General features: G+C 57.4%; 14 protein-coding genes and 3 tRNA genes. 5 read left to right on the top strand and 12 right to left on the bottom strand.

Features of this window, described 5'->3' with window-relative positions:
* On the bottom strand, positions 1–1,056 hold a 1,056-nt coding region (ltrA, locus tag C7H10_RS03150; protein WP_106693722.1), incomplete at its 3' end, for a group II intron reverse transcriptase/maturase.
* A 1,120-nt stretch (positions 1,057–2,176) separates the two neighbouring features.
* Between ltrA and C7H10_RS03145 the strand changes: the two genes are divergently transcribed.
* A complete protein-coding gene (locus C7H10_RS03145) occupies positions 2,177–3,169 on the top strand; it encodes an integron integrase (RefSeq protein ID WP_106693721.1) in 993 nt (330 codons plus the stop codon).
* Here C7H10_RS03145 and C7H10_RS03140 read toward each other — a convergent pair.
* A complete protein-coding gene (locus C7H10_RS03140; RefSeq protein ID WP_061332708.1) occupies positions 3,166–3,501 on the bottom strand; it encodes a 4a-hydroxytetrahydrobiopterin dehydratase in 336 nt (111 codons plus the stop codon). The genes C7H10_RS03145 and C7H10_RS03140 overlap by 4 nt on opposite strands.
* 126 nt (positions 3,502–3,627) lie before the next feature.
* Here C7H10_RS03140 and imuA point away from each other — a divergent pair, with 126 nt between their 5' ends.
* From imuA to C7H10_RS03125, 3 genes are read left to right on the top strand one after another with little or no spacing between them, the layout of a single operon-like run.
* Positions 3,628–4,317, top strand: a complete 690-nt coding sequence (gene imuA, locus C7H10_RS03135) for a translesion DNA synthesis-associated protein ImuA (protein WP_061332707.1) — start codon at positions 3,628–3,630, stop codon at positions 4,315–4,317.
* 5 nt (positions 4,318–4,322) lie between these two features.
* A complete protein-coding gene (locus tag C7H10_RS03130; protein WP_106693720.1) occupies positions 4,323–5,741 on the top strand; it encodes a Y-family DNA polymerase in 1,419 nt (472 codons plus the stop codon).
* Positions 5,741–8,857, top strand: a complete 3,117-nt coding sequence (locus tag C7H10_RS03125; protein ID WP_106693719.1) for an error-prone DNA polymerase — start codon at positions 5,741–5,743, stop codon at positions 8,855–8,857. Before C7H10_RS03130 ends, C7H10_RS03125 begins: the two co-directional genes overlap by 1 nt.
* A gap of 258 nt (positions 8,858–9,115) precedes the next feature.
* Here the strand turns inward: C7H10_RS03125 and C7H10_RS03120 are convergent, their stop codons facing one another.
* The 4 genes from C7H10_RS03120 to dbpA form a co-directional block, all read right to left on the bottom strand.
* Positions 9,116–10,438 carry a sodium ion-translocating decarboxylase subunit beta gene (locus tag C7H10_RS03120; RefSeq protein ID WP_106693718.1) on the bottom strand — a complete coding sequence of 441 codons (1,323 nt, stop codon included), beginning with the start codon at positions 10,436–10,438 and terminating at the stop codon, positions 9,116–9,118.
* A 13-nt stretch (positions 10,439–10,451) separates the two neighbouring features.
* A complete protein-coding gene (oadA, locus tag C7H10_RS03115) occupies positions 10,452–12,230 on the bottom strand; it encodes a sodium-extruding oxaloacetate decarboxylase subunit alpha (protein ID WP_106693717.1) in 1,779 nt (592 codons plus the stop codon).
* A 41-nt stretch (positions 12,231–12,271) separates the two neighbouring features.
* Positions 12,272–12,523 (bottom strand): OadG family protein, encoded by a 252-nt coding sequence (locus tag C7H10_RS03110; protein WP_058090298.1) that lies wholly within the window; start codon positions 12,521–12,523, stop codon positions 12,272–12,274.
* 223 nt (positions 12,524–12,746) lie between these two features.
* Positions 12,747–14,120, bottom strand: a complete 1,374-nt coding sequence (dbpA, locus tag C7H10_RS03105; RefSeq protein ID WP_106693716.1) for an ATP-dependent RNA helicase DbpA — start codon at positions 14,118–14,120, stop codon at positions 12,747–12,749.
* Positions 14,121–14,224: 104 nt separating this feature from the next.
* On the opposite strand from dbpA, the gene C7H10_RS03100 reads away from it, so the two are divergent.
* The gene (locus C7H10_RS03100; protein ID WP_061332700.1) at positions 14,225–14,761 is read left to right on the top strand and encodes a DUF2058 domain-containing protein; all 537 of its coding nucleotides are present in this window, start codon (positions 14,225–14,227) and stop codon (positions 14,759–14,761) included.
* Between the two features lie 55 nt (positions 14,762–14,816).
* On the opposite strand, the gene C7H10_RS03095 is transcribed toward C7H10_RS03100, so the two are convergent.
* The 6 genes from C7H10_RS03095 to alaS form a co-directional block, all read right to left on the bottom strand.
* Positions 14,817–14,893: transfer RNA gene (locus C7H10_RS03095), tRNA-Arg, on the bottom strand.
* A gap of 20 nt (positions 14,894–14,913) precedes the next feature.
* A tRNA-Arg gene (locus tag C7H10_RS03090) sits at positions 14,914–14,990 on the bottom strand.
* Between the two features lie 58 nt (positions 14,991–15,048).
* Positions 15,049–15,138, bottom strand: a tRNA-Ser gene (locus C7H10_RS03085).
* Positions 15,139–15,263: 125 nt separating this feature from the next.
* A complete protein-coding gene (gene csrA, locus C7H10_RS03080) occupies positions 15,264–15,461 on the bottom strand; it encodes a carbon storage regulator CsrA (protein ID WP_022989559.1) in 198 nt (65 codons plus the stop codon).
* Between the two features lie 171 nt (positions 15,462–15,632).
* Positions 15,633–16,871: an aspartate kinase gene (locus tag C7H10_RS03075; RefSeq protein WP_072677054.1), complete on the bottom strand. Its 1,239-nt coding sequence runs from the start codon at positions 16,869–16,871 to the stop codon at positions 15,633–15,635.
* A 107-nt stretch (positions 16,872–16,978) separates the two neighbouring features.
* Entirely contained in the window at positions 16,979–19,609 is a 2,631-nt protein-coding gene (gene alaS / locus C7H10_RS03070; RefSeq protein WP_106693715.1) for an alanine--tRNA ligase, read from the bottom strand.
* Positions 19,610–19,712: the final 103 nt, after the last annotated feature.

The following is a 19,712-nucleotide window of genomic DNA, read 5'->3' as shown; positions in this document are numbered from 1 at the left end:
CCAACCAAGCAGGGTCTCTTTCAGATCTGCGATCACCTGGGCCAGTGAGTGGCCCCGTGTTCGGCGGCTCAGTATCCGGATCTGGGTTTTCAGCTTGCTGATGGCTTTGTCTGCCACCTTCAGTCGCTGCCCTTTCCGGCTGAGGGTGAAGCCCAGGAAGCTTCGCTTCCAGGGCCGGTCCACCGCGCTCTTTCGTGTATTCACTGTGAGCCTCAGCGAGTCCTCGATAAAGCGCGTCAGACTCACCATCACCCGCTCGCCTGCACGGCGACTGCCAACGTAGATCTGGCAGTCATCCGCGTAGCGGGCAAATTTCAGGTTGCGCCGTTCCAGCTCCCAGTCCAGTTCGTCCAGCACCACATTCGCCAGTACCGGAGACAGTGGCCCGCCTTGTGGCACGCCCTCGGGTGTCGGGGCTTTGCGGTTGCCGATCTGAACGCCTGCCTTCAGATACCAGTTGATCAGCCTGAGCAGCGGCCTGTCCGGCGTATGCCGTTTCAGCCGTGCCATCAGGCGATCGTGATTTACCCGGTCGAAGAAGGCTTCCAGGTCCAGGTCCACTACCCAGTTACGGCCTTCCCGAGCACAGTGCTGTCCGTATCGGACTGCCTGATGGGCAGAACGCCCCGGGCGGAAGCCATAGCTGTGTGGGTGGAAGCGGGGTTCCCAGTCCTGCTGGATCACCTGAGCGATTGCCTGCTGGATGAAGCGATCCAGCACCGTCGGGATACCCAGAGGGCGAGAACCGCCGTTGGCTTTGGGGATGGTGACCCGCCGGACCGGCTTGGGTCGGTAGGTCTGCTGGAGCAGTTGCTGCCGGATCTCGGGCCAATGTTGGCGCAGATAATCCGGTAGTTCATCCACGGTCATGCCGTCGATGCCCGGCGCTCCCTTGTTACGTCGAACCTGTTTCAGGGCGCGATTGAGGTTGTCCCTGCTCAATACACGCGCCATCCACGGTGAGGGTTGAACGGAGTGCGAGTTCTCCCGATTTCCGGCAACGGGTTCATCCCCTGGTTTCACCAGGGGCAGCACAAGCTGCTTTGCGGATGCCATCCCGTTTCCCTGCACGGACACTCGACTCCTGTCTCTGTTCGGGCCTTCGGTTCACGGGCGAACCTACTATGCCCTCGGCTGATTTCTGCCACGCGATCAGAGGCGATCGCTCGTCTCTCAGTGGGTCCGTCCACACGTGGCAGACCTCCCGGGGTAAGGCACAGAGCTTTCACGGCGTAGACGCCCGATTTATAAAGCACACCCCAGTCGCAGAAGGAGGGCTTCGCGGTCACGTGCCCGCTCGCCCCGGGTGTACCACACCTCGTATCGGGTTCCTGTTCGTCGCCCCGCCGCTTTGGATTGGGCTTCCTTCAGACCCCACCTCGCGATGACGCCCTTGCCCTTCTCCTAGCCTTCGGCTCTGCGAACACCTGGCAGGAGGACTTTCACCTCCCTAGTTCTGTGCCATGCCCGGCACACACGCAAAGCGCAGCGGCGCCCTGTCAAGGGCGTCCGGCGGCCTTCGGCCGCGTACTGACGCGCATGGTTAGCTGGGGGTAATTGCGAAGACCAATCCCTGGCTAACAACTCGACGGCCTACTGCGCTGACCTAGCACCAGCAACCGCCGATGCACTGTGATTGAAAACACCGCAAATGACGCGGTGAACGAACCTGAACTTCAGACTAGCAGATCACAACCAGGTTATCGGCGGATTGCCCCAGGCGACGAACATCGTTGTTGCTGAAAATGCCGGTGACGGACTTACCTGCGACCTTAGCGCCAGAGCAAAATCAATGGGCACAAGCCCAATAAAAATTACGCGAAACCAACCAGATAACAGCTAATTCAACGACAAAAGACATCTATGCAAAATACGCTTATTCCAAGCAACCCCAAACACCCACTTAGATTTCTCTTTTTTCAACAATGAGTTATCTGGCACTAGCAATGCCAGCCGGGAAATATGCGTCAAATGTCGCTGATTCCGCAAGGAGCTTGTTCGCTTATCTGCATTTCACCGATACCAACTCTTCCATATTTTTCAGTGCTTTGTAAGACCATCATATAAAAAACACGAAATTTTGCGACAGATGTCGTATAGCTCCACGTCTCATCGTGCAATTACACCAATCAAAACCTAGAATACTGTATATCCAAACAGCATGGAGGCTATAAGCATGATTCTGGATGTACCACCAAAGCTACCAGAGAACCCAACCCGCTTCATGGATCAGCTTCGCTCTTTGATTCGAAGCCGGAACTTGGCCTACAAAACCGAACAAACCTATTGCCACTGGATCAAACGGTTTATCCGGTTTCATGGCATGCAACACCCCTCCACCTGCGCCACAAAAGAAGTGGAACAATTTCTCTCTCATCTCGCGGTTCAGCGCAACAGCAGTATTAGTACACAGCGAACAGCGCTGAATGCCATCGTATTTCTCTTTCGTGAATTCCTTCAACAACCTCTGGATGAGTTGTCTTTTGAACTAGCAAGAAAACCTCGTCGTCTGCCAACGGTGTTTACGCACGACGAAGCCAAAGCTGTGATAAGCCATCTAGAAGGTGCCTCCCAACTGGTAGCACGCCTGATGTATGGCTCAGGACTCCGGATTAACGAAGTGTTGAGGCTTCGAGTAAAAGATATTGATTTTGGCATGCAGCAGATTATGGTTCGCAGCGGCAAAGGCAATAAGGACAGAACAACCCTGCTCCCGGAGTCATTGCTAAAACCACTGGAATTACAGATCGAGCTCTGCCTTGTACAGCACAAGCAAGATTTGGCCAGTGGTCATGGTGAGGTTTACATGCCCTCTGCACTAAATCGCAAGTTTCCGGAGGCGGCCAAGGAGCCAGCCTGGCAATACCTGTTTCCAGCTGGCAAGCTATCTAAAGACCCACGCAGCAATACCCTGCGTCGACACCATCTGTTGGATCGCAGTGTTCAAAGAGCCATTGGGGCGGCCATTCGAGAAGCCGGCATCTACAAGCAGGCAAACAGTCACGTCCTGCGTCACAGCTTTGCAACCAGGCTGCTTGAAGCCGGCTACGACATTCGCACCATCCAGAAGCTACTCGGCCATTCCGATGTCCGTACCACCGAAATCTACACCCATGTTGTCCGTAAAGGCGGCTTTGGTGTGCGCAGCCCGGTGGACGAGGCTTTTTAATAAAGCTCGTCTGTTCTGGCGGCCATAATGAAATCATTTTTGTGCAAACCGCCGATTTTGTGAGTCCACCAGCGCACGGTGGCTTTGCCCCACTCCAGCAGAATCGCGGGGTGATGGTTTTCGGCTTCGGCCAGGTCCGCCACTTTGTTGGTGAAGGCTTGCGCTTCCACGAAGTTCTTGAAGGTGAAGACCCTGCGTAGCTGCTCCTCGCCGTCTACCATCACATCTTCCCAGTCTGGGATCACGCTCAGCAGTTCCTGCTTCTCCTGGCCGGTCACTTTCGGTGCGTCTGAACGGCAGGCTTCACAGGCGTGTTGGCTCAGTTTTGTCATGGCTGTTTCTCCTCTCCTGGTTACTGTGTCCAGCGTGGGTGGCGTGAGCGGTTTTATCAAGTGGATAGTTGAAATTCCGCCTCCACAATAATACTGTATATATAAACAGTATTCAGAGATTTCCCCATGAGTGACCTTCTCAGCAGTCTTCTGCAGGATGCCCGCGTATGGCAGGGCCACAAGCACAGAAAAACTACGCAGCCAGCAGAGCCGACAGGCTATCAGGTTCTGGACAACCAACTGGGTGGCCTTGGTTGGCCCCGGGGCGCGTTGAGCGAATGCCTGCTGGATGCCCTCGGCATTGGTGAGTTGCACCTTGTTTTGCCATTAATGCAGCGCTTGTCTGAGCAGGGCAAGACCGTTTTCTGGCTGAACCCGCCGCACACGCCCTATGCCCCTGCCCTGGCCCGGGAAGGCGTGAATCTGGACCATCTGGTGGTGATCAACACAGACGATCAGGGCGATTTCCTGTGGACACTTGAGAACTGCCTTCGCTCACCGGTAACCGGGCTGGTGCTCGCCTGGCCTGGCAAGCTTGCCAGCCGGGATATCCGGCGGCTACAGCTGGCATCAGAAGCCGGCGGCAATGTGTGTGTGCTGTTCCGTAGCCGCCGGCAGGCGGATCAAAACTCACCTGCGGCTTTGCGCCTGGAACTGGTGCCAGGGGATCATCAGGACCTCAAAGTAAACATCATCAAGCGCCGTGGCAGCTGGCCTGGCCAACGTTGTTCCCTGGCGTTAGGGCACCGGGCAGACATCACCACTCAGGATTCATCCCGTGTGGTTCAGGGGCCGTGGCCCCGTTCACAAGGGTAAGCTGTATGCTCTGGCTTTACCTGCACTTCCCGCATTTGCTGCTGGACCACATCCACCGGAATCAGCCATCCACAGGAGCCCTGGCGATTGTGGATGGCGCCGGGCATACCGTGGTTCAGGCCTGCCCAAACGCCAGGGATTTTGGTATTGAAGCCGGTATGCGCCTGAAGACTGCCCTGGGCCTGGCACCAGAACTGAGCATCATGCGTACCGAAGCCAGGCAGGAAGCCTGGCTGTTGGAAGACCAGGCGCGCTGGCTATACCGCTATGCAGCACACATTACCCTCTCACCGCCAGACGGTATCTGGGCAGAAGTCAGCAGCCTGCAGAAACTGTATGGCGGTTTGCCTTCTATCTGGCAAACCGTGGAGCAAGCGCTGGCCGAACGTAAACTGACCGCCTGGGTCGCCATTGGCCATACGCCCCAGGCCGCACAGTTACTGGCCCGGGCCGGCAAAGGGGAATGCACGGCAGACAAACACCACATTCTTGCATCGGTGGGAAGCCTGCCCTTGCCGGCCGCAGGGTTTGATGAAAAGTCCTGCACCCGCTTACAACGCCTGGGGCTGAACACCCTGGCAGAGGTGTTTGCCCTGCCCCCCACAGAGCTGGCCCGGCGACTGTCACCAGAACTGCTGGCCATGGTCCAGAAAATCCAGGGCACCCGGCCAGACCCAAAAGCCCCCTGGCAACCACCCCACAGTTTCCGGCAAAAAGCCGACTTCATTCACGAAGTGGAGCACACCGAGGGGCTGCTGTTCTCACTACAGCGGATTCTGTCAGAACTGGAGGAAGACCTGTGCTGGCGCCAGCAAGACACGGATACCCTGTTACTGATTCTGCAGCACCGGCATCAGCAAGCCACCCGTTTACGCATTCGCACTACCGGGCCGGAACACCGGGCCGAGATGTTTCTGAAACTGATACGCCTGAAGCTGGACCACCCCCCCTTGAGCGCACCGGTCACCGGCCTGATTCTGGCAGTCAAACGCTTCACCGGCCGGGAAGCCCCGTTAGGCCGGGACCTGTTGGGCGAAACGGAAGACCTGGACGAAGCCTGGCACACACTGATCAGCCGCCTGCAAGCTCGCCTGGGCGAACAGTCCCTGAAACGGCTTGCGGCCAGGGCTGATCACCGGCCCGAATGTGCCTGGTCTGCCAACAATCCGGGCAAACCCGGTAAACTCCGGCCACAGGCTTCAGTGACACTGCCACGGCGTCCCTTGTGGCTCCTGAAGGCTCCCCGGCCTCTGGCTCAGCCCCCGGAAACCTGGCATTCCGGCCCGGAGCGCATCAGCGGTGGCTGGTGGGATGGCCAGCGGGTTCACCGGGATTACTACATCGCCCAGTTGCCGGGCGGCGAACTGGCCTGGGTGTTCCGGGATGTTCAGGGTGGCTGGTTCATACACGGATGGTTTGGCTGATGGCTACCGGCTACGCAGAGTTATTCTGCTTCAGCAATTTCACCTTCCTGACCGGGGCCTCACACCCCCACGAGCTGGCCGAGCGTGCCCTGGAGCTGGGCTACAACGCTATCGCCATCACTGATGCCTGCTCCGTTGCCGGCATTCCCAGAGCCTGGGCTGCCCTGAAAGGCAGCCCGGTAAAGCTGATTACCGGTAGCTGGTTTGAACTGGAAGATGCGCCCCCCGGTGGTGCAGCTCCCAGCTTTATACTGCTGGCCCAGTCCCGCAAGGGCTACGGCCAGCTGTGCCAGTTGATCACCACCGGCCGGCGCCGGGCAGAGAAAGGCCAATATCAGCTGTTTACCCGGGATATCGAAACCCAAGAGCTGGATAACTGCCTCTGCCTGTGGCTACCACCGGCATCGTCGGCTGCCAGCTACGAGCAAGCCGAGGTTTGTGGCGAATGGTTGCAACGGTTGTTTGAGCAACGCCTGCGCATTGGCGCTACCCGCACCCTGGAAGCGGGCGAAGAGCAACAGCTGGCTCGTGTACGCAAGCTGGCCGATCAGCTCAAACTTGCCATTGCCGCAACCGGCGAAGTACACATGCACGCCAGGGAGCGCCAGCCCCTGCAAGATGTACTCACGGCACTGCGCCATCACTCCACGGTCGAAAACGCTGGCCACTGCCTGTTCCAAAACGGCGAGCGTTACCTGCGTCCGCTCCCGGTACTGCAACGCCTGTTCCCCCAGGCCTGGCTTCAGGAAACCGTCAACATTGCCAACAGCTGCCGTTTCGAGCCCGGCAGCCTGCGCTATGAATACCCGCCTGACCTTGTACCGAAGGGCGAAACCCCGGCGGCCTACCTAAAACGCCTGACCCGGGACGGCGAACGCCGCCGCTACCCCAGGGGCACACCCATGAAGGTGCAGGCATTAATCCGCAAAGAGCTGGGTTTGATCTCGGAGCTCAACTACGAGCATTACTTCCTCACCATCCACGACATCGTGGCCTTTGCTCGCAGCCGCGGTATCTTGTGCCAGGGGCGAGGATCGGCCGCCAACTCGGCCGTCTGTTACTGCCTGGGCATCACCGAAGTGAACCCCGCCAAGGTGGAGCTGCTGTTCGAACGTTTCATCTCGAAAGACCGGGACGAGCCACCGGATATCGATGTGGACTTCGAACACCAGCGCCGGGAAGAAGTCATCCAGTACATCTATCAACGTTATGGCCGGGAACGGGCGGCACTGGCGGCAACGGTTATCCGCTATCGCCCCCGCAGCGCCATCCGCGATGTCGGCAAGGCCCTGGGGTTCGACGCCGCACTGGTGGAAAAGCTGCTCGATGGCATCGACTGGCGCGACAAGGCCACCAACTGGCGCCAGCAAATTCTGGATAAAGGGCTCACCCGAAACCCGAAAGTGGCAGACCAGTTCTTTACCCTGGTCAACACAATACTGGGCTTCCCCCGGCACCTGTCCCAGCATGTGGGCGGGTTTGTGATCAGTGCCGGGCCATTGGCTGAACTGGTGCCGGTAGAAAATGCTGCCATGGAAGGCCGCACCGTAATCCAGTGGGACAAAGACGACCTGGAAAGCCTGGGATTGATGAAGGTGGATGTACTGGCCCTGGGCATGCTCACCGCCATCCGCAAGGCGCTGGCCTTAATCAGCGAGGAAAAGGGCCAAACCTTCACCATCCAGGATGTGCCCCAGGAAGATCCGGCCACCTACGCCATGCTACAAAAAGGCGACAGCATCGGCGTGTTCCAGGTGGAATCCCGGGCCCAGATCAACATGCTCCCGCGTCTGAAACCGGAAACCTGGTATGACCTGGTGATTGAAGTGGCCATCGTCCGCCCCGGCCCTATTCAGGGCGACATGGTGCACCCTTACCTGCGCCGAAAACACGGCCTGGAAGCGGTGGACTACCCGAACGACGCCGTCCGCCAGGTACTGGAACGTACCCTGGGTGTGCCGATCTTCCAGGAACAGGTCATCAAACTGGCCATGGTGGCGGCAGGCTTCAGTGCCGGCGAAGCCGATAAACTGCGCCGCGCCATGGCCGCCTGGAAATCCCACGGCGACCTCACCCCGTTCCGGGACAAACTGATCAGCGGCATGCTGGAACGGGGCCACGATCCGGACTTCGCCGAACGCTTATACCAGCAAATCTGCGGTTTCGGCGGCTACGGCTTCCCGGAATCCCACGCCGCCAGCTTCGCCTTGCTGGTGTACGTCTCCGCCTGGATCAAACGCCACCACCCGGCCGCCTTCTACTGCGCCCTGCTCAACAGCCAGCCCATGGGGTTCTACTCCCCCAGCCAGTTGGTACAGGATGCCCAGCGCCACCAGGTAACCGTGCTGCCACCGGATGTGAATCACAGCGCCTGGGAACACACCCTGCAAGGTAAGGAAAAACACCTGCGCCTCGGCCTCAGAATCATACAGGGCCTGTCCTCCAGCGGTGCCGAACGCATTCACCAGAACCGCCCCGCAAACGGCTACCAAAGCGCCGCCGAACTGCGCACCCGCGCGGGCCTCAACCAGCGCGACATGGAACTCCTCGCCGGCGCCAACGCCATGCCCGGCTTCACCAGCAACCGCCACCAGGCTTACTGGCAGTTACTCGAACACGAAGAACCGGCAGAACTCTTCGCCAACGAAACCATGGCCGATTACACCCCGGAGCCCTGCCACCTGCTCCCCGAACCCACCGAAGGCCAGAACGTACTGGCCGACTACAGCAGCCAGGGCTTAACCCTACAAAGGCACCCCCTCGCCCTGCTCCGCGAACAAGGCCACCTGCGCTACTGCCTCACCGCCGACCAACTCAAAACCACCCGCCCCGGCATCCCCGTACAAGTCGCCGGCCTCGTCACCGGCCGCCAACGCCCCGGCACCGCCTCTGGCGTCACCTTCGTCACCCTCGAAGACGAAACCGGCAACATCAACGTCGTCGTCTGGCTAGACACCGCCCGCCGCCAACGAAAACCGTTACTCACCGCCCGGTTGTTACACGTAAAGGGGATTATCGAAAAGGAGGGAGATATCGTTCATATCATGGCCGGAAAGCTGTCTGACCTGAGCCACCTGATTAACGCGTTACCGGTCAGTTCCAGAGATTTTCATTGAACAGCTGGGAACGACCACCACAATGCAAACTTTTCCGCACTCTTAAGGCTGACAACTCGGAGCTCAGAAGCAGCAGGGTGGCGGGGCTTTCCAAAAATGTGCGGAGCCATGGATGGCGGAGCCCAAGCGCCACATGGATGTGCCGAAGGAGCGTTTTTTGGAAAGCCCTGCCACCCTGCTGCCAGCACCAAACTAGCAGGCTACAAAAAAGAAAACCCCGCCGAAGCAGGGTTCTCTCAATACAGCAGTGAACAACAATCAGCCAAGCAGCTTGATCATCACACCCGCTGCAACCGCAGAGCCGATAACACCAGCCACATTCGGGCCCATCGCGTGCATCAGCAGGAAGTTCTGCGGGTTCGCCTCCAGGCCAACCTTGTTGGACACCCGCGCCGCCATCGGCACCGCAGACACCCCGGCAGAACCAATCAACGGGTTGATCGCTTCCTTGGTCACCTTATTCATCAGCTTGGCCATCAAGATACCGGCCGCTGTACCAACCGCGAAGGCCACCATACCCAGCACCAGGATACCCAGAGTCTGACCATCCAGGAACTTGTCCGCCACCAGCTTGGCGCCAACAGACAGCCCCAGGAAGATGGTCACAATGTTGATCAGCGCGTTCTGGGCCGTGTCGCTCAAACGCTCAACCACGCCACACTCACGCATCAGGTTACCGAAGCAGAACATACCCAGCAGCGGAGCCGCATCCGGCAGGAACAGAACCACCGCGATCAGTACCACGATCGGGAAGATGATCTTCTCTTTCTTGCTCACCGGGCGCAGCTGCGACATTTTGATCGCACGCTCTTTCTGGGTGGTCAAAGCCTTCATGATCGGCGGCTGGATCATCGGCACCAGCGCCATGTAGGCGTAAGCAGACACCGCGATGGCACCCAGCAGATGCGGAGCCAGAACGCTTGATACGTAAATAGACGTCGGGCCATCCGCACCACCGATAATACCGATGGCGGCTGCTTCAAGGATGGTGAACTCGAGAACACCGGTCCAGTCCAGCAGCGCCGCACCAATCACGGTACCGAAGATACCGAACTGAGCGGCGGCACCAAGCAACAGCGTCTTGGGGTTAGCCAGCAGCGGGCCAAAATCGGTCATCGCGCCAACGCCCATAAAGATCAGCAGCGGGCCAACGGTAGAACCGATAATCACCATGTAGAAGCTGTGCAGCATGCCGTGGCTGTAACCAAGGCTCTGAGCGATGGAATCCGCGGCACTCACCGTGCCGTAGCCAGCCGACTCATAGGCTTCCTTGAAGGCCGCCTTTACCTCAGGGGTAACTGTCTGGCCAGCCTGATAGGCTACATCTAGTGTGCTCGCCAAAGCCGCATACACTTCCGGCTTCGCGAAATGGATGGCGTTCTCGGCCGCAGACAGGGCAAGCCCTGCCTCCGGAATATTCGCCAGAATGCCACCGAACCCAATGGGTACAAGCAGCAGTGGCTCAAACTTCTTGTTGATCGCAAGATAGAGAAGCACAAGGCCAACGATGATCATCACCACCTGGCCCGGCTCTATGTTGAACAGGCCACTACCTGTCCACAACGTCAATAACTTTTCCATGGAATGCTGGCCCTTATGCGATTGTCAGCATTTCATCATCAACGGAGACGGCGTCCCCCTCCTTGATGAAGACTTCACCGATGGTACCGGCCTTGGGTGCGCGCACCTCGGTTTCCATTTTCATGGCTTCGAGGATAATCAGCACATCGCCCTCTTCCACGGTATCACCCGGAGAAACGTGAACCTTCCAGATGTTACCGCCCAGAGGCGCCACCACAGGCTCGCCCTCACCGGCCGCCGGAGCTGCAGCAGCGGCAGGCGCAGAGGCACCACCCTGGCCTTCAATCTGGCTGATCTCACCACCTTCGTTAACAGCAACCACGTACTTCTTGCCGTTCACTTCCACGGTGTAAGTCTCAGGGCCAGCGGCCTTCTTGGCGGGGGCAACGTCGTCGGCACTCGGTACCGGCTCAAACGCATCCGGGTTACCACGGTTTTCCAGGAACTTCAGGCCAATCTGCGGGAACAGGGCGTAGGTCAGAACGTCGTCAACTTCCTGCTCGGCCAGCTTGATGCCCTTCTCTTTGGCGATGTCCTTCAGCTCAGCGGTCAGCTTGTCCATTTCCGGTTCAAGCACATCCGCCGGGCGGCAGGTCATCACTTCCTTGCCATCCAGAACACGATCCTGCAATTCTTTGTTCATGGGTGCCGGCGCTGCGCCGTACTCACCCTTCAGGATCGCAGCCGTTTCCTTGGAAATGGACTTGTAACGCTCGCCGGTCAGAACATTCAGTACCGCCTGGGTACCGACAATCTGAGAGGTCGGGGTCACCAGCGGGATGAAGCCCAGGTCTTCGCGAACCTTGGGAATTTCTTCCAGAACCTGATCAAACTTGTCGCTGGCGTTCTGCTCACGCAACTGGTTTTCCATGTTGGTCAGCATGCCGCCCGGTACCTGGGCAATCAGGATGCGGGAATCGGTTCCACGCAGGCTGCCTTCAAACTTCGCGTACTTCTTACGCACTTCACGGAAGTAAGCGGCAATTTCTTCCAGCAGGTTCAGGTCCAGGCCGGTGTCACGGTCAGTACCTTCCAGAATGGCCACAACTGCCTCGGTGGGCGAGTGGCCGTAGGTCATACTCATGGAGGAGATAGCCGTGTCCACGTTATCAATACCGGCTTCCGCAGCCTTGATGGCGGTGGCGGTAGACATGCCAGTGGTGGCGTGGCACTGCATGTGGATCGGGATATCCAGTTCTTTCTTCAGACGACTGACCAGCTCATACGCTACGTAAGGCTTGAGAATGCCCGCCATGTCTTTGATCGCGATGGAATCAGCACCCATATCGGCGACTTCTTTCGCCAGCTCAACCCACATGTCGATGGTGTGCACCGGGCTGGTGGTATAGGCGATGGTACCCTGGGCATGCTTGCCGGTCTTACGTACCGCCTTGATGGCCCGGTCCATGTTGCGAGGGTCGTTCATCGCATCGAAGATACGGAAAACGTCAACGCCATTCTCGGCGGCACGCTCACAGAAACGGTCAACCACATCATCCGCGTAATGGCGATAGCCCAACAGGTTCTGACCACGCAACAGCATCTGCTGTTGGGTGTTGGGCATGGCTTTTTTCAGCTCGCGGATGCGCTCCCATGGGTCTTCGCCCAGGTAACGGATACAGGAATCAAAGGTAGCACCACCCCAGGATTCCAGAGACCAGAAACCGACTTTGTCGAGTTTCTCGGCAATGGGCAGCATGTCATCAAGCCGCATACGGGTGGCAAGCAGGGATTGGTGGGCGTCACGCAGAATTACGTCCGTAATCCCCAGCGGTTTCTTGGTATCAGTCATCGTGTCAGCCTTCTGTTAAAAGGTTCTAATCGTGCAACGGGTCACTTCTTGTGGCGTGCCCGGTATTGTGCAATCGCCTTCTTGATGGCCTCGGCGGTGTCAGGATCAACCGACGCGGGCGCCTTCGGCTTGGCACGTGGCGTTTTGGCCGGGGTTGCCGGCTCTGGCGGCGCAAACCGTCCAATGAGTTTGGACATGAGCAGTGTCGCGAATACCAGAATAATCAGGAATGCGAACACAAAGCCCATACCAGCAATCATCAACTCGACGGCTTGTGACATCAGCTCATTCATATCGAATAGCTACCTGTATTGATTTGTGTGATTTCCCCGTTTCGCCGCTTTCAGCCGTCAGACCAAAGTCTAATGGCTGAAATAAACAAATCGGGAGGCAAAATCCTGCGTAATTTACCGTTTTCATTGACCAGGAGCAACCTGAAGTAAACATTTCTATAGGGACTTTCCGAGCTTCCTGGCCTGATCTGACACTCACCCGACCGGTCTTCAACAACTGGAATCAAGCATAACGAACCCTGATTTTGCGGCCTTTGACCTTTCCTTTCTCAAGCCGAGCCAAAGCTTTATCTGCCCAGGCTTCATCAACGGCCACAAAACACTGGAAATCGAACAGATCTATTTTTCCCACTGCCGTACCCGGAATACCCGCATCCCCGGTCAAAGCGCCCAACACGTCGCCAGGGCGCACTTTGTCTTTTCGACCACCGGCCAGGCACAGGGTTTTCATGGCCGGGCGAACCGGGCGTAACGTTTGCGCCAGCAGGCTTTCGGAATCGCCCCAGACAACAGACGCACCCCGGGCTGATTCAAGCCGCGAGACTTTATGGCCCTGGCTGGGCGCACACAGCGTAATCGCGTGTCCCTGTTCACCGGCACGCCCGGTACGGCCAATGCGATGGGTGTGTACTTCCGGGTCGCGGGCAGGCTCGGCATTGATCACCAGGGGCAACGCTTTGATATCCAGACCACGAGCAGCCACGTCGGTGGCGACCATGACCGTGCAGCTCTGATTGGCGAATTTGACCAATGTGCTATCCCTGTCTTTCTGCTCGAGATCCCCATGCAGTGACATAGCCGCAAAACCGAGCGCCTCAAGCTCCTGCGCCAGCTCGTCGCAGTCCCGCTTGGTTGTACAGAAAACCAGAGACGACACCGGCTGATAATGAGACAACAGGGCTGCAACTGCGCGAACTTTCTGGTCTGGCGATATTTCGTAGAACACCTCAGAAATACTGCTGGTAGCGTCTTCTGCCTCGATCCTGACGTCCACCGGCTCAACCTGGAAGCGCTCGCTCATGGCCCGGATCGGTTCTGGCCAGGTTGCGGAAAACAGGAGGGTTTGTCGGGCGGCCGGCGTTTGCTCAAGAATGGACAACACCACCTCTTCAAACCCCATATCCAGCATTCGGTCTGCTTCGTCCAACACCAGCGTGTTCACGCGGTCCAGGGTCAGCGTACCCTTGCGCAGGTGGTCATCAACCCTGCCCGGCGTGCCTACCACGATATGGGCGCCATGACTGAGCGAGCCGATCTGGGGCCCTATGGGAACACCCCCACAAAGCGTGAGTACTTTCACGTTGTCTTGTGCCCGCGCCAGCTCTCTCAGAGCCTTGGCCACCTGATCAGCCAGTTCCCGGGTCGGGCATAACACCAGCGCCTGCACCGCAAATTGTTTTGGTTTCAGTCGTTCCACCAGCGGAATGCCGAATGCAGCCGTCTTGCCACTGCCGGTCTGCGCCATGGCAATCACATCCTTGCCGGCCAGCGCTGGTGGCAATGCCTTGACCTGTATGCCTGTCGGCTGCTCAAAACCCAACCGCTGCAGATTTGCCTGCATGGCCTGAGAAAGCCCCAGCTCTTTAAAAGAAGACATAGAAAAATCCACGAGGTAAATGTTTGTGGGTTATTGCGGGAATAACGTCGGCGTATACTAGAGGTTCATAATATGCAGTTTATCACGAATCCACGGAGTCACTGATGGCGTCTTTGCAGGAACAACTACTCAAGGCCGGACTGGCCGACGAAAAGAAAGCCAAAAGCATACGAAACGAAAAACGCAAGCAACGCAAGCAGCAACCCAAAGGTGCAGTCCAGGTGAATGAAGCCGAGGAACGCGCTCGCCAGGCCCGCCTTGAAAAGGCCGAGCGTGACCGCCAGCTGAATCTGGAACGGCAAAAGGAGGCGGAAAAGAAAGCCATTCAGGCTCAGATTCGGCAACTGATTGAAACCAACCGGCTGGACCGCAGCCGGGGCGAAACGTCTTACCAGTTTGTCGACGGAAAGAAGATCAAGAAAATTCTGGTGGATGACACCATGGTTGACCAGCTCTCCCGTGGCCGGCTTGCGATTGTGGCAATTGGCGACAACTACGAAGTGGTCCCGGACAAAGTAGCCCGCAAGATTATGGAGCGAGACGAAACCGCCGTGATTTCGATGCACGATCGCAAGCAGGATGATGCCGGAGAGGACGACCCTTACGCGGGGTATGAGATTCCGGATGATTTAATGTGGTGAAAGCAAAACGCCCCAACTTGTGAGGTATACAAGCTGAGGCGTTCTGATCTTTATTTGGCGCGGCTGGGAGGATTCGAACCTCCGACCGCCTGGTTCGTAGCCAGGTACTCTATCCAGCTGAGCTACAGCCGCTTAAAACAGGTTTGCGATAGTGGCGCGGCTGGGAGGATTCGAACCTCCGACCGCCTGGTTCGTAGCCAGGTACTCTATCCAGCTGAGCTACAGCCGCGCATCTTTCGCATTGGTTGAATGCTGCTTCAACCTGTTCTCGTTTCCCCAAAAGGAAATGGCGGAGAGGGAGGGATTCGAACCCTCGGTACGATTGCTCGTACGGTTCCTTAGCAGGGAACTGGTTTCAGCCACTCACCCACCTCTCCTTGAGAACGGGGCGTATACTACCATAATTTTTCTGTTTTCATAGGGTTGACACGAGTTTTTTCTACTCGATTTTTCCCACCATCAAAAAAGCCGCTCAGGTTTCCCGTGAGCGGCTTTTTATCGATCAACGATTGCCCGGTTCCGGCTCGTCTGAGCCTTTTTCGGACTGAATCCGCTGATAGATTTCTTCACGGTGAACCGCGACGTCTTTGGGCGCGTTAACACCGATACGTACCTGGTTCCCCTTCACTCCCAGAACGGTAACGGTAATCTCGTCGCCGATCATCAGAGTTTCGCCAACACGGCGGGTCAAAATCAACATATCCCTTTCTCCCTATTCCAAACCAACCTGTTCCGACAACAGAATGTTGTACTTATAGCTTTTATAAAGAGATCACCGATCATACTAAAGACGCAATAATACTTATACCCCTTCGCATCTCGATAGCTATTATCAATGACTCAAAAAGGTGCGCTTTCGAGCATCCTGCTGTTAAGCGCCCTCGTCCACCCCGGCCTGATCCAGCTCAAATGCACTGTGTAGTGCACGAACCGCCAGCTCGAGATACTTCTCATCGATCACCACCGAAATCTTGATTTCCGAGGTGGAGATCATCTGAATATTAATACCTTCTTTGGACAGCGCCTCAAACATTTTAGTTGCCACGCCAGCGTGCGAGCGCATGCCTACGCCCACAATGCTCACTTTTGCAATCTTGCTGTCGCCACCCACTTCGCCAGCGCCAATTTCGCTGGAGATACCACGCAGAACTTCCTGGGCCCGTTTGAAGTCGTTACGGTGGACCGTGAAGGTGAACGCGGTTTTATTATCTTCGCCCACGTTCTGCACAATCATGTCCACTTCAATATTGGCATCGCTGACCGGCTTCAGAATCCGCAGGGCGCTACCCGGAGTGTCGGGCACACCGGAAATGGTCAGTTTGGCTTCGTCACGATTGAAAGCAATGCCGGAAACAACCGGTTGTTCCATGGCGTTCTCATCCTCAAAAGTAATCAGGGTGCCTTCACCTTCCTGGAAGCTGGAAAGCACTCTTAATGGAACATTGTATTTACCTGCAAATTCGACGGCGCGAATCTGGAGCACTTTCGAGCCCAGGCTGGCCATCTCGAGCATTTCTTCAAATGTAATTCGATCGAGCCGGCGAGCACTGTCTACCACCCGCGGGTCGGTTGTATAAACACCGTCCACATCCGTGTAGATCTGACACTCGTCAGCCTTCAGGGCAGCCGCCAGTGCCACCGCGGTGGTGTCTGAACCCCCGCGACCGAGCGTAGTGATGTTGCCGTGCTCATCAATACCCTGGAAGCCCGCAACAACCACTACCCGGCCGGCTTCCAGATCTTCGCGCATGCGCTGCTCATCAATCTGCTTGATCCGCGCCTTGGTGTGACTGCTATCCGTCAGGATGCGCACCTGTGAGCCGGTGTAAGACCGGGCATCACAGCCACGCTTCTGCAGCGCCATAGACAACAACGCGATGGTCACCTGCTCACCGGTAGACACCAGTACGTCCATTTCCCGGGGTACCGGATCTTCCATAATGTTGTTGGCCAGGGCGATCAGCCGGTTGGTTTCTCCGCTCATGGCCGAGACCACAACCACCACATCGTGCCCGTCTTTACGGAACTGACACACTTTGTCAGCCACTGCCTCAATCCGCTCGGTTGTACCAACGGACGTACCACCAAATTTCTGAACCAACAGAGCCATGTTTTGCCAAACTCCGAACCGGGGACTCAAAGCGGAACACCGATTGCCCGCCCATCAAATAAAGCGGGCGGAATTATAAACCTCCGCCCGCGTCCAAAAACAGTTGCTTAACCGATATTTTGTTCAACCCAGGCCGGAACACCTGCCAGGGCATCCGCCAGCTTGGACGGATCGTTACCGCCACCCTGGGCCATATCCGGGCGGCCACCACCTTTACCGTCCACTTGCGCCGCCAGATGCTTCATCAGATCGCCAGCTTTAATACGACCAGTGGCAGACTTGGTAACCCCGGCAACCAGGGTAACCTTGCCGTCGTCTACAGTGGCCAGAACCACCACACCTTCGCCCAGCTTATTCTTCAACTGGTCGGCGGTTTCCATCAGTGCCTTGCGGTCAGCACCTTCCAGCTCTGCCGCGACGACTTTTAGCCCGGCCACCTCTACAGCATTTCCGGCAAGATCACTGCCTGCGGAACTGGCGAGCTTGGCTTTCAGTGCATCCACGTCTTTTTCAAGCTGGCGGTTGCGGTCGAGGACCTGCTGAACCTTGTCCACTACGGTCTCACGGGTGCCTTTAACCAGGCGCGCCGTTTCGCGCAGGGTTCGTTCAGTGGCGTCCAGCCATTCCAGCGCACCAAACCCGGTCACCGCCTCAATACGGCGAACACCGGAGGAGATACCGCTTTCCGAGGTTATCCTGAACAGACCAATATCACCGGTGCGAGACACGTGAGTACCACCACAAAGCTCGACGGAATAACTATCGGTGCCCATGCTCAACACACGCACCACATCACCGTACTTCTCACCGAACAGGGCCATGGCGCCTTTCTCTTTGGCAGACTCCATGTCGGTCACGTCCACCTGAACCGGGGTATTCTCCAGAACCTGTTCGTTTACCTGACGCTCGATCTCTTTCAACTGTTCCGGGGTGACCGCTTCAAAATGGGAGAAATCGAAGCGCAGTTTGTCCGGATCTACCAGCGAGCCTTTCTGGGTGACATGTTCGCCCAGAACCTTGCGCAGTGCTGCGTGCAGCAGGTGCGTGGCGGAATGGTTGCGCTTGGTACGCTCACGGCGGGCGTGATCAATCCGGGCATCCACTTCCAGGCCTGGGAACAACTCGCCTTCTACCAATGTGCCCACGTGCAGGTGGTTGTCGCCTTCCTTGCGGGTATCGGTTACCTGGAAGCGACCACCGCTCCAGGTCAGCAGGCCGGTATCACCCACCTGGCCGCCGGATTCCGCGTAGAACGGCGTGCGCTCCAGCACCACCACACACTCGTCCCCAGCCTCGGCGGTTTTCTCTTCACCGTTGACCAGAACCGTACGGATGCGCTCATGGCCGTCAATATGGTCGTAGCCGGTGAACTCGGTCTTACCGTCAATGGTGATGCCGGCGGCGTTGTAATCGATGCCGAACTTGCTGGCCGCGCGGGCACGGTCACGCTGGGCGTCCATGGCCTTTTCGTAGCCTTCGTAGTCCAGGGTCAGGCCACGCTCACGGGCGATGTCGTTGGTCAGGTCTACCGGGAAGCCGTAGGTGTCGTACAGGGTAAATACGGTTTCACCAGGAATTTCCGTACCCTTCAGTTCGGCGATGTCCTGCTCCAGCAGGCGCAAACCCTTGTCCAGGGTCTTGGCGAATTGCTCTTCTTCCTGCAACAGCACCTTTTCGATCTGTTTGCGGCTGCTGACCAGTTGTGGGTAGGCCTCGCCCATCAATTCCACCAGGGCGCCGGTCAGTTTGTAGAAAAACGGCTGGGTTGCGCCCAGCTTGTTACCGTGACGGGCTGCACGGCGGATGATCCGGCGCAGTACAAAGCCGCGGCCTTCGTTTGACGGCATCACACCATCGGCAATCAGGAAAGCGCAGGAGCGAATGTGGTCTGCCACCACCCGCAGCGACGCTTCGGTGGTCGCCGCACCGCCCAGAATTTCGGATGCGGCCTTCAGCAGATCCTGGAACAGGTCAATTTCATAGTTGCTGTGAACGCCCTGCAGCACAGCCGCAATCCGCTCCAGCCCCATGCCGGTATCCACGGAAGGCTTGGGCAGGTTCAGCATCTCGCCATCGGCGGTGCGGTTATACTGCATGAACACCACGTTCCAGATCTCGATGTAGCGGTCGCCGTCTTCTTCCGGGCTGCCGGGAGGTCCGCCAGCCACATCCGGGCCGTGGTCGTAGAAAATCTCGGTACAGGGGCCGCAGGGGCCGGTGTCGCCCATCTGCCAGAAGTTATCGGAAGCGTAGCGGCCGCCTTTGTTGTCGCCGATGCGAATAATCCGTTCAGCCGGAACGCCAACCTCTTTGTTCCAGATATCAAAGGCTTCGTCGTCTTCCGCGTACACGGTTACCCAGAGCTTTTCCTGGGGCAGGTTCAGGTGCTGCTCACCGGTCAGGAAGGTCCAGGCAAAATTGATGGCCTCACGCTTGAAGTAATCGCCAAAGCTGAAGTTACCCAGCATTTCGAAGAACGTGTGGTGGCGGGCGGTGTAGCCAACGTTTTCCAGGTCGTTGTGTTTACCACCGGCGCGCACACACTTCTGGGATGAGGTCGCCCGGGTGTAGTCGCGTTCTTCCCGGCCAAGGAAGGCATCCTTGAATTGGTTCATGCCAGCGTTGGTAAACAGCAGTGTAGGATCGTCTGCCGGCACCAGTGAACTGCTCGGCACAATGGTGTGACCCTGCTGCTTGAAATATTCCAGAAACGCCTGTCGCAACTCTGCGGTTTTCATAGACCTTTGATACCTTTCGACCTTTAACACCTTGCCTGAAACCCGCCGGAATAGCCGGCAAGTCCGCGATTGAAATACGAATACTTACATGCGTGTGCAAATC

The organism is Marinobacter shengliensis (genome assembly GCF_003007715.1).
GTDB classification, from domain to species: domain Bacteria; phylum Pseudomonadota; class Gammaproteobacteria; order Pseudomonadales; family Oleiphilaceae; genus Marinobacter; species Marinobacter shengliensis.
The sequence above is the reverse complement of the archived record's forward strand: the minus strand, read 5'-3'. Positions and strand labels throughout refer to the sequence as shown.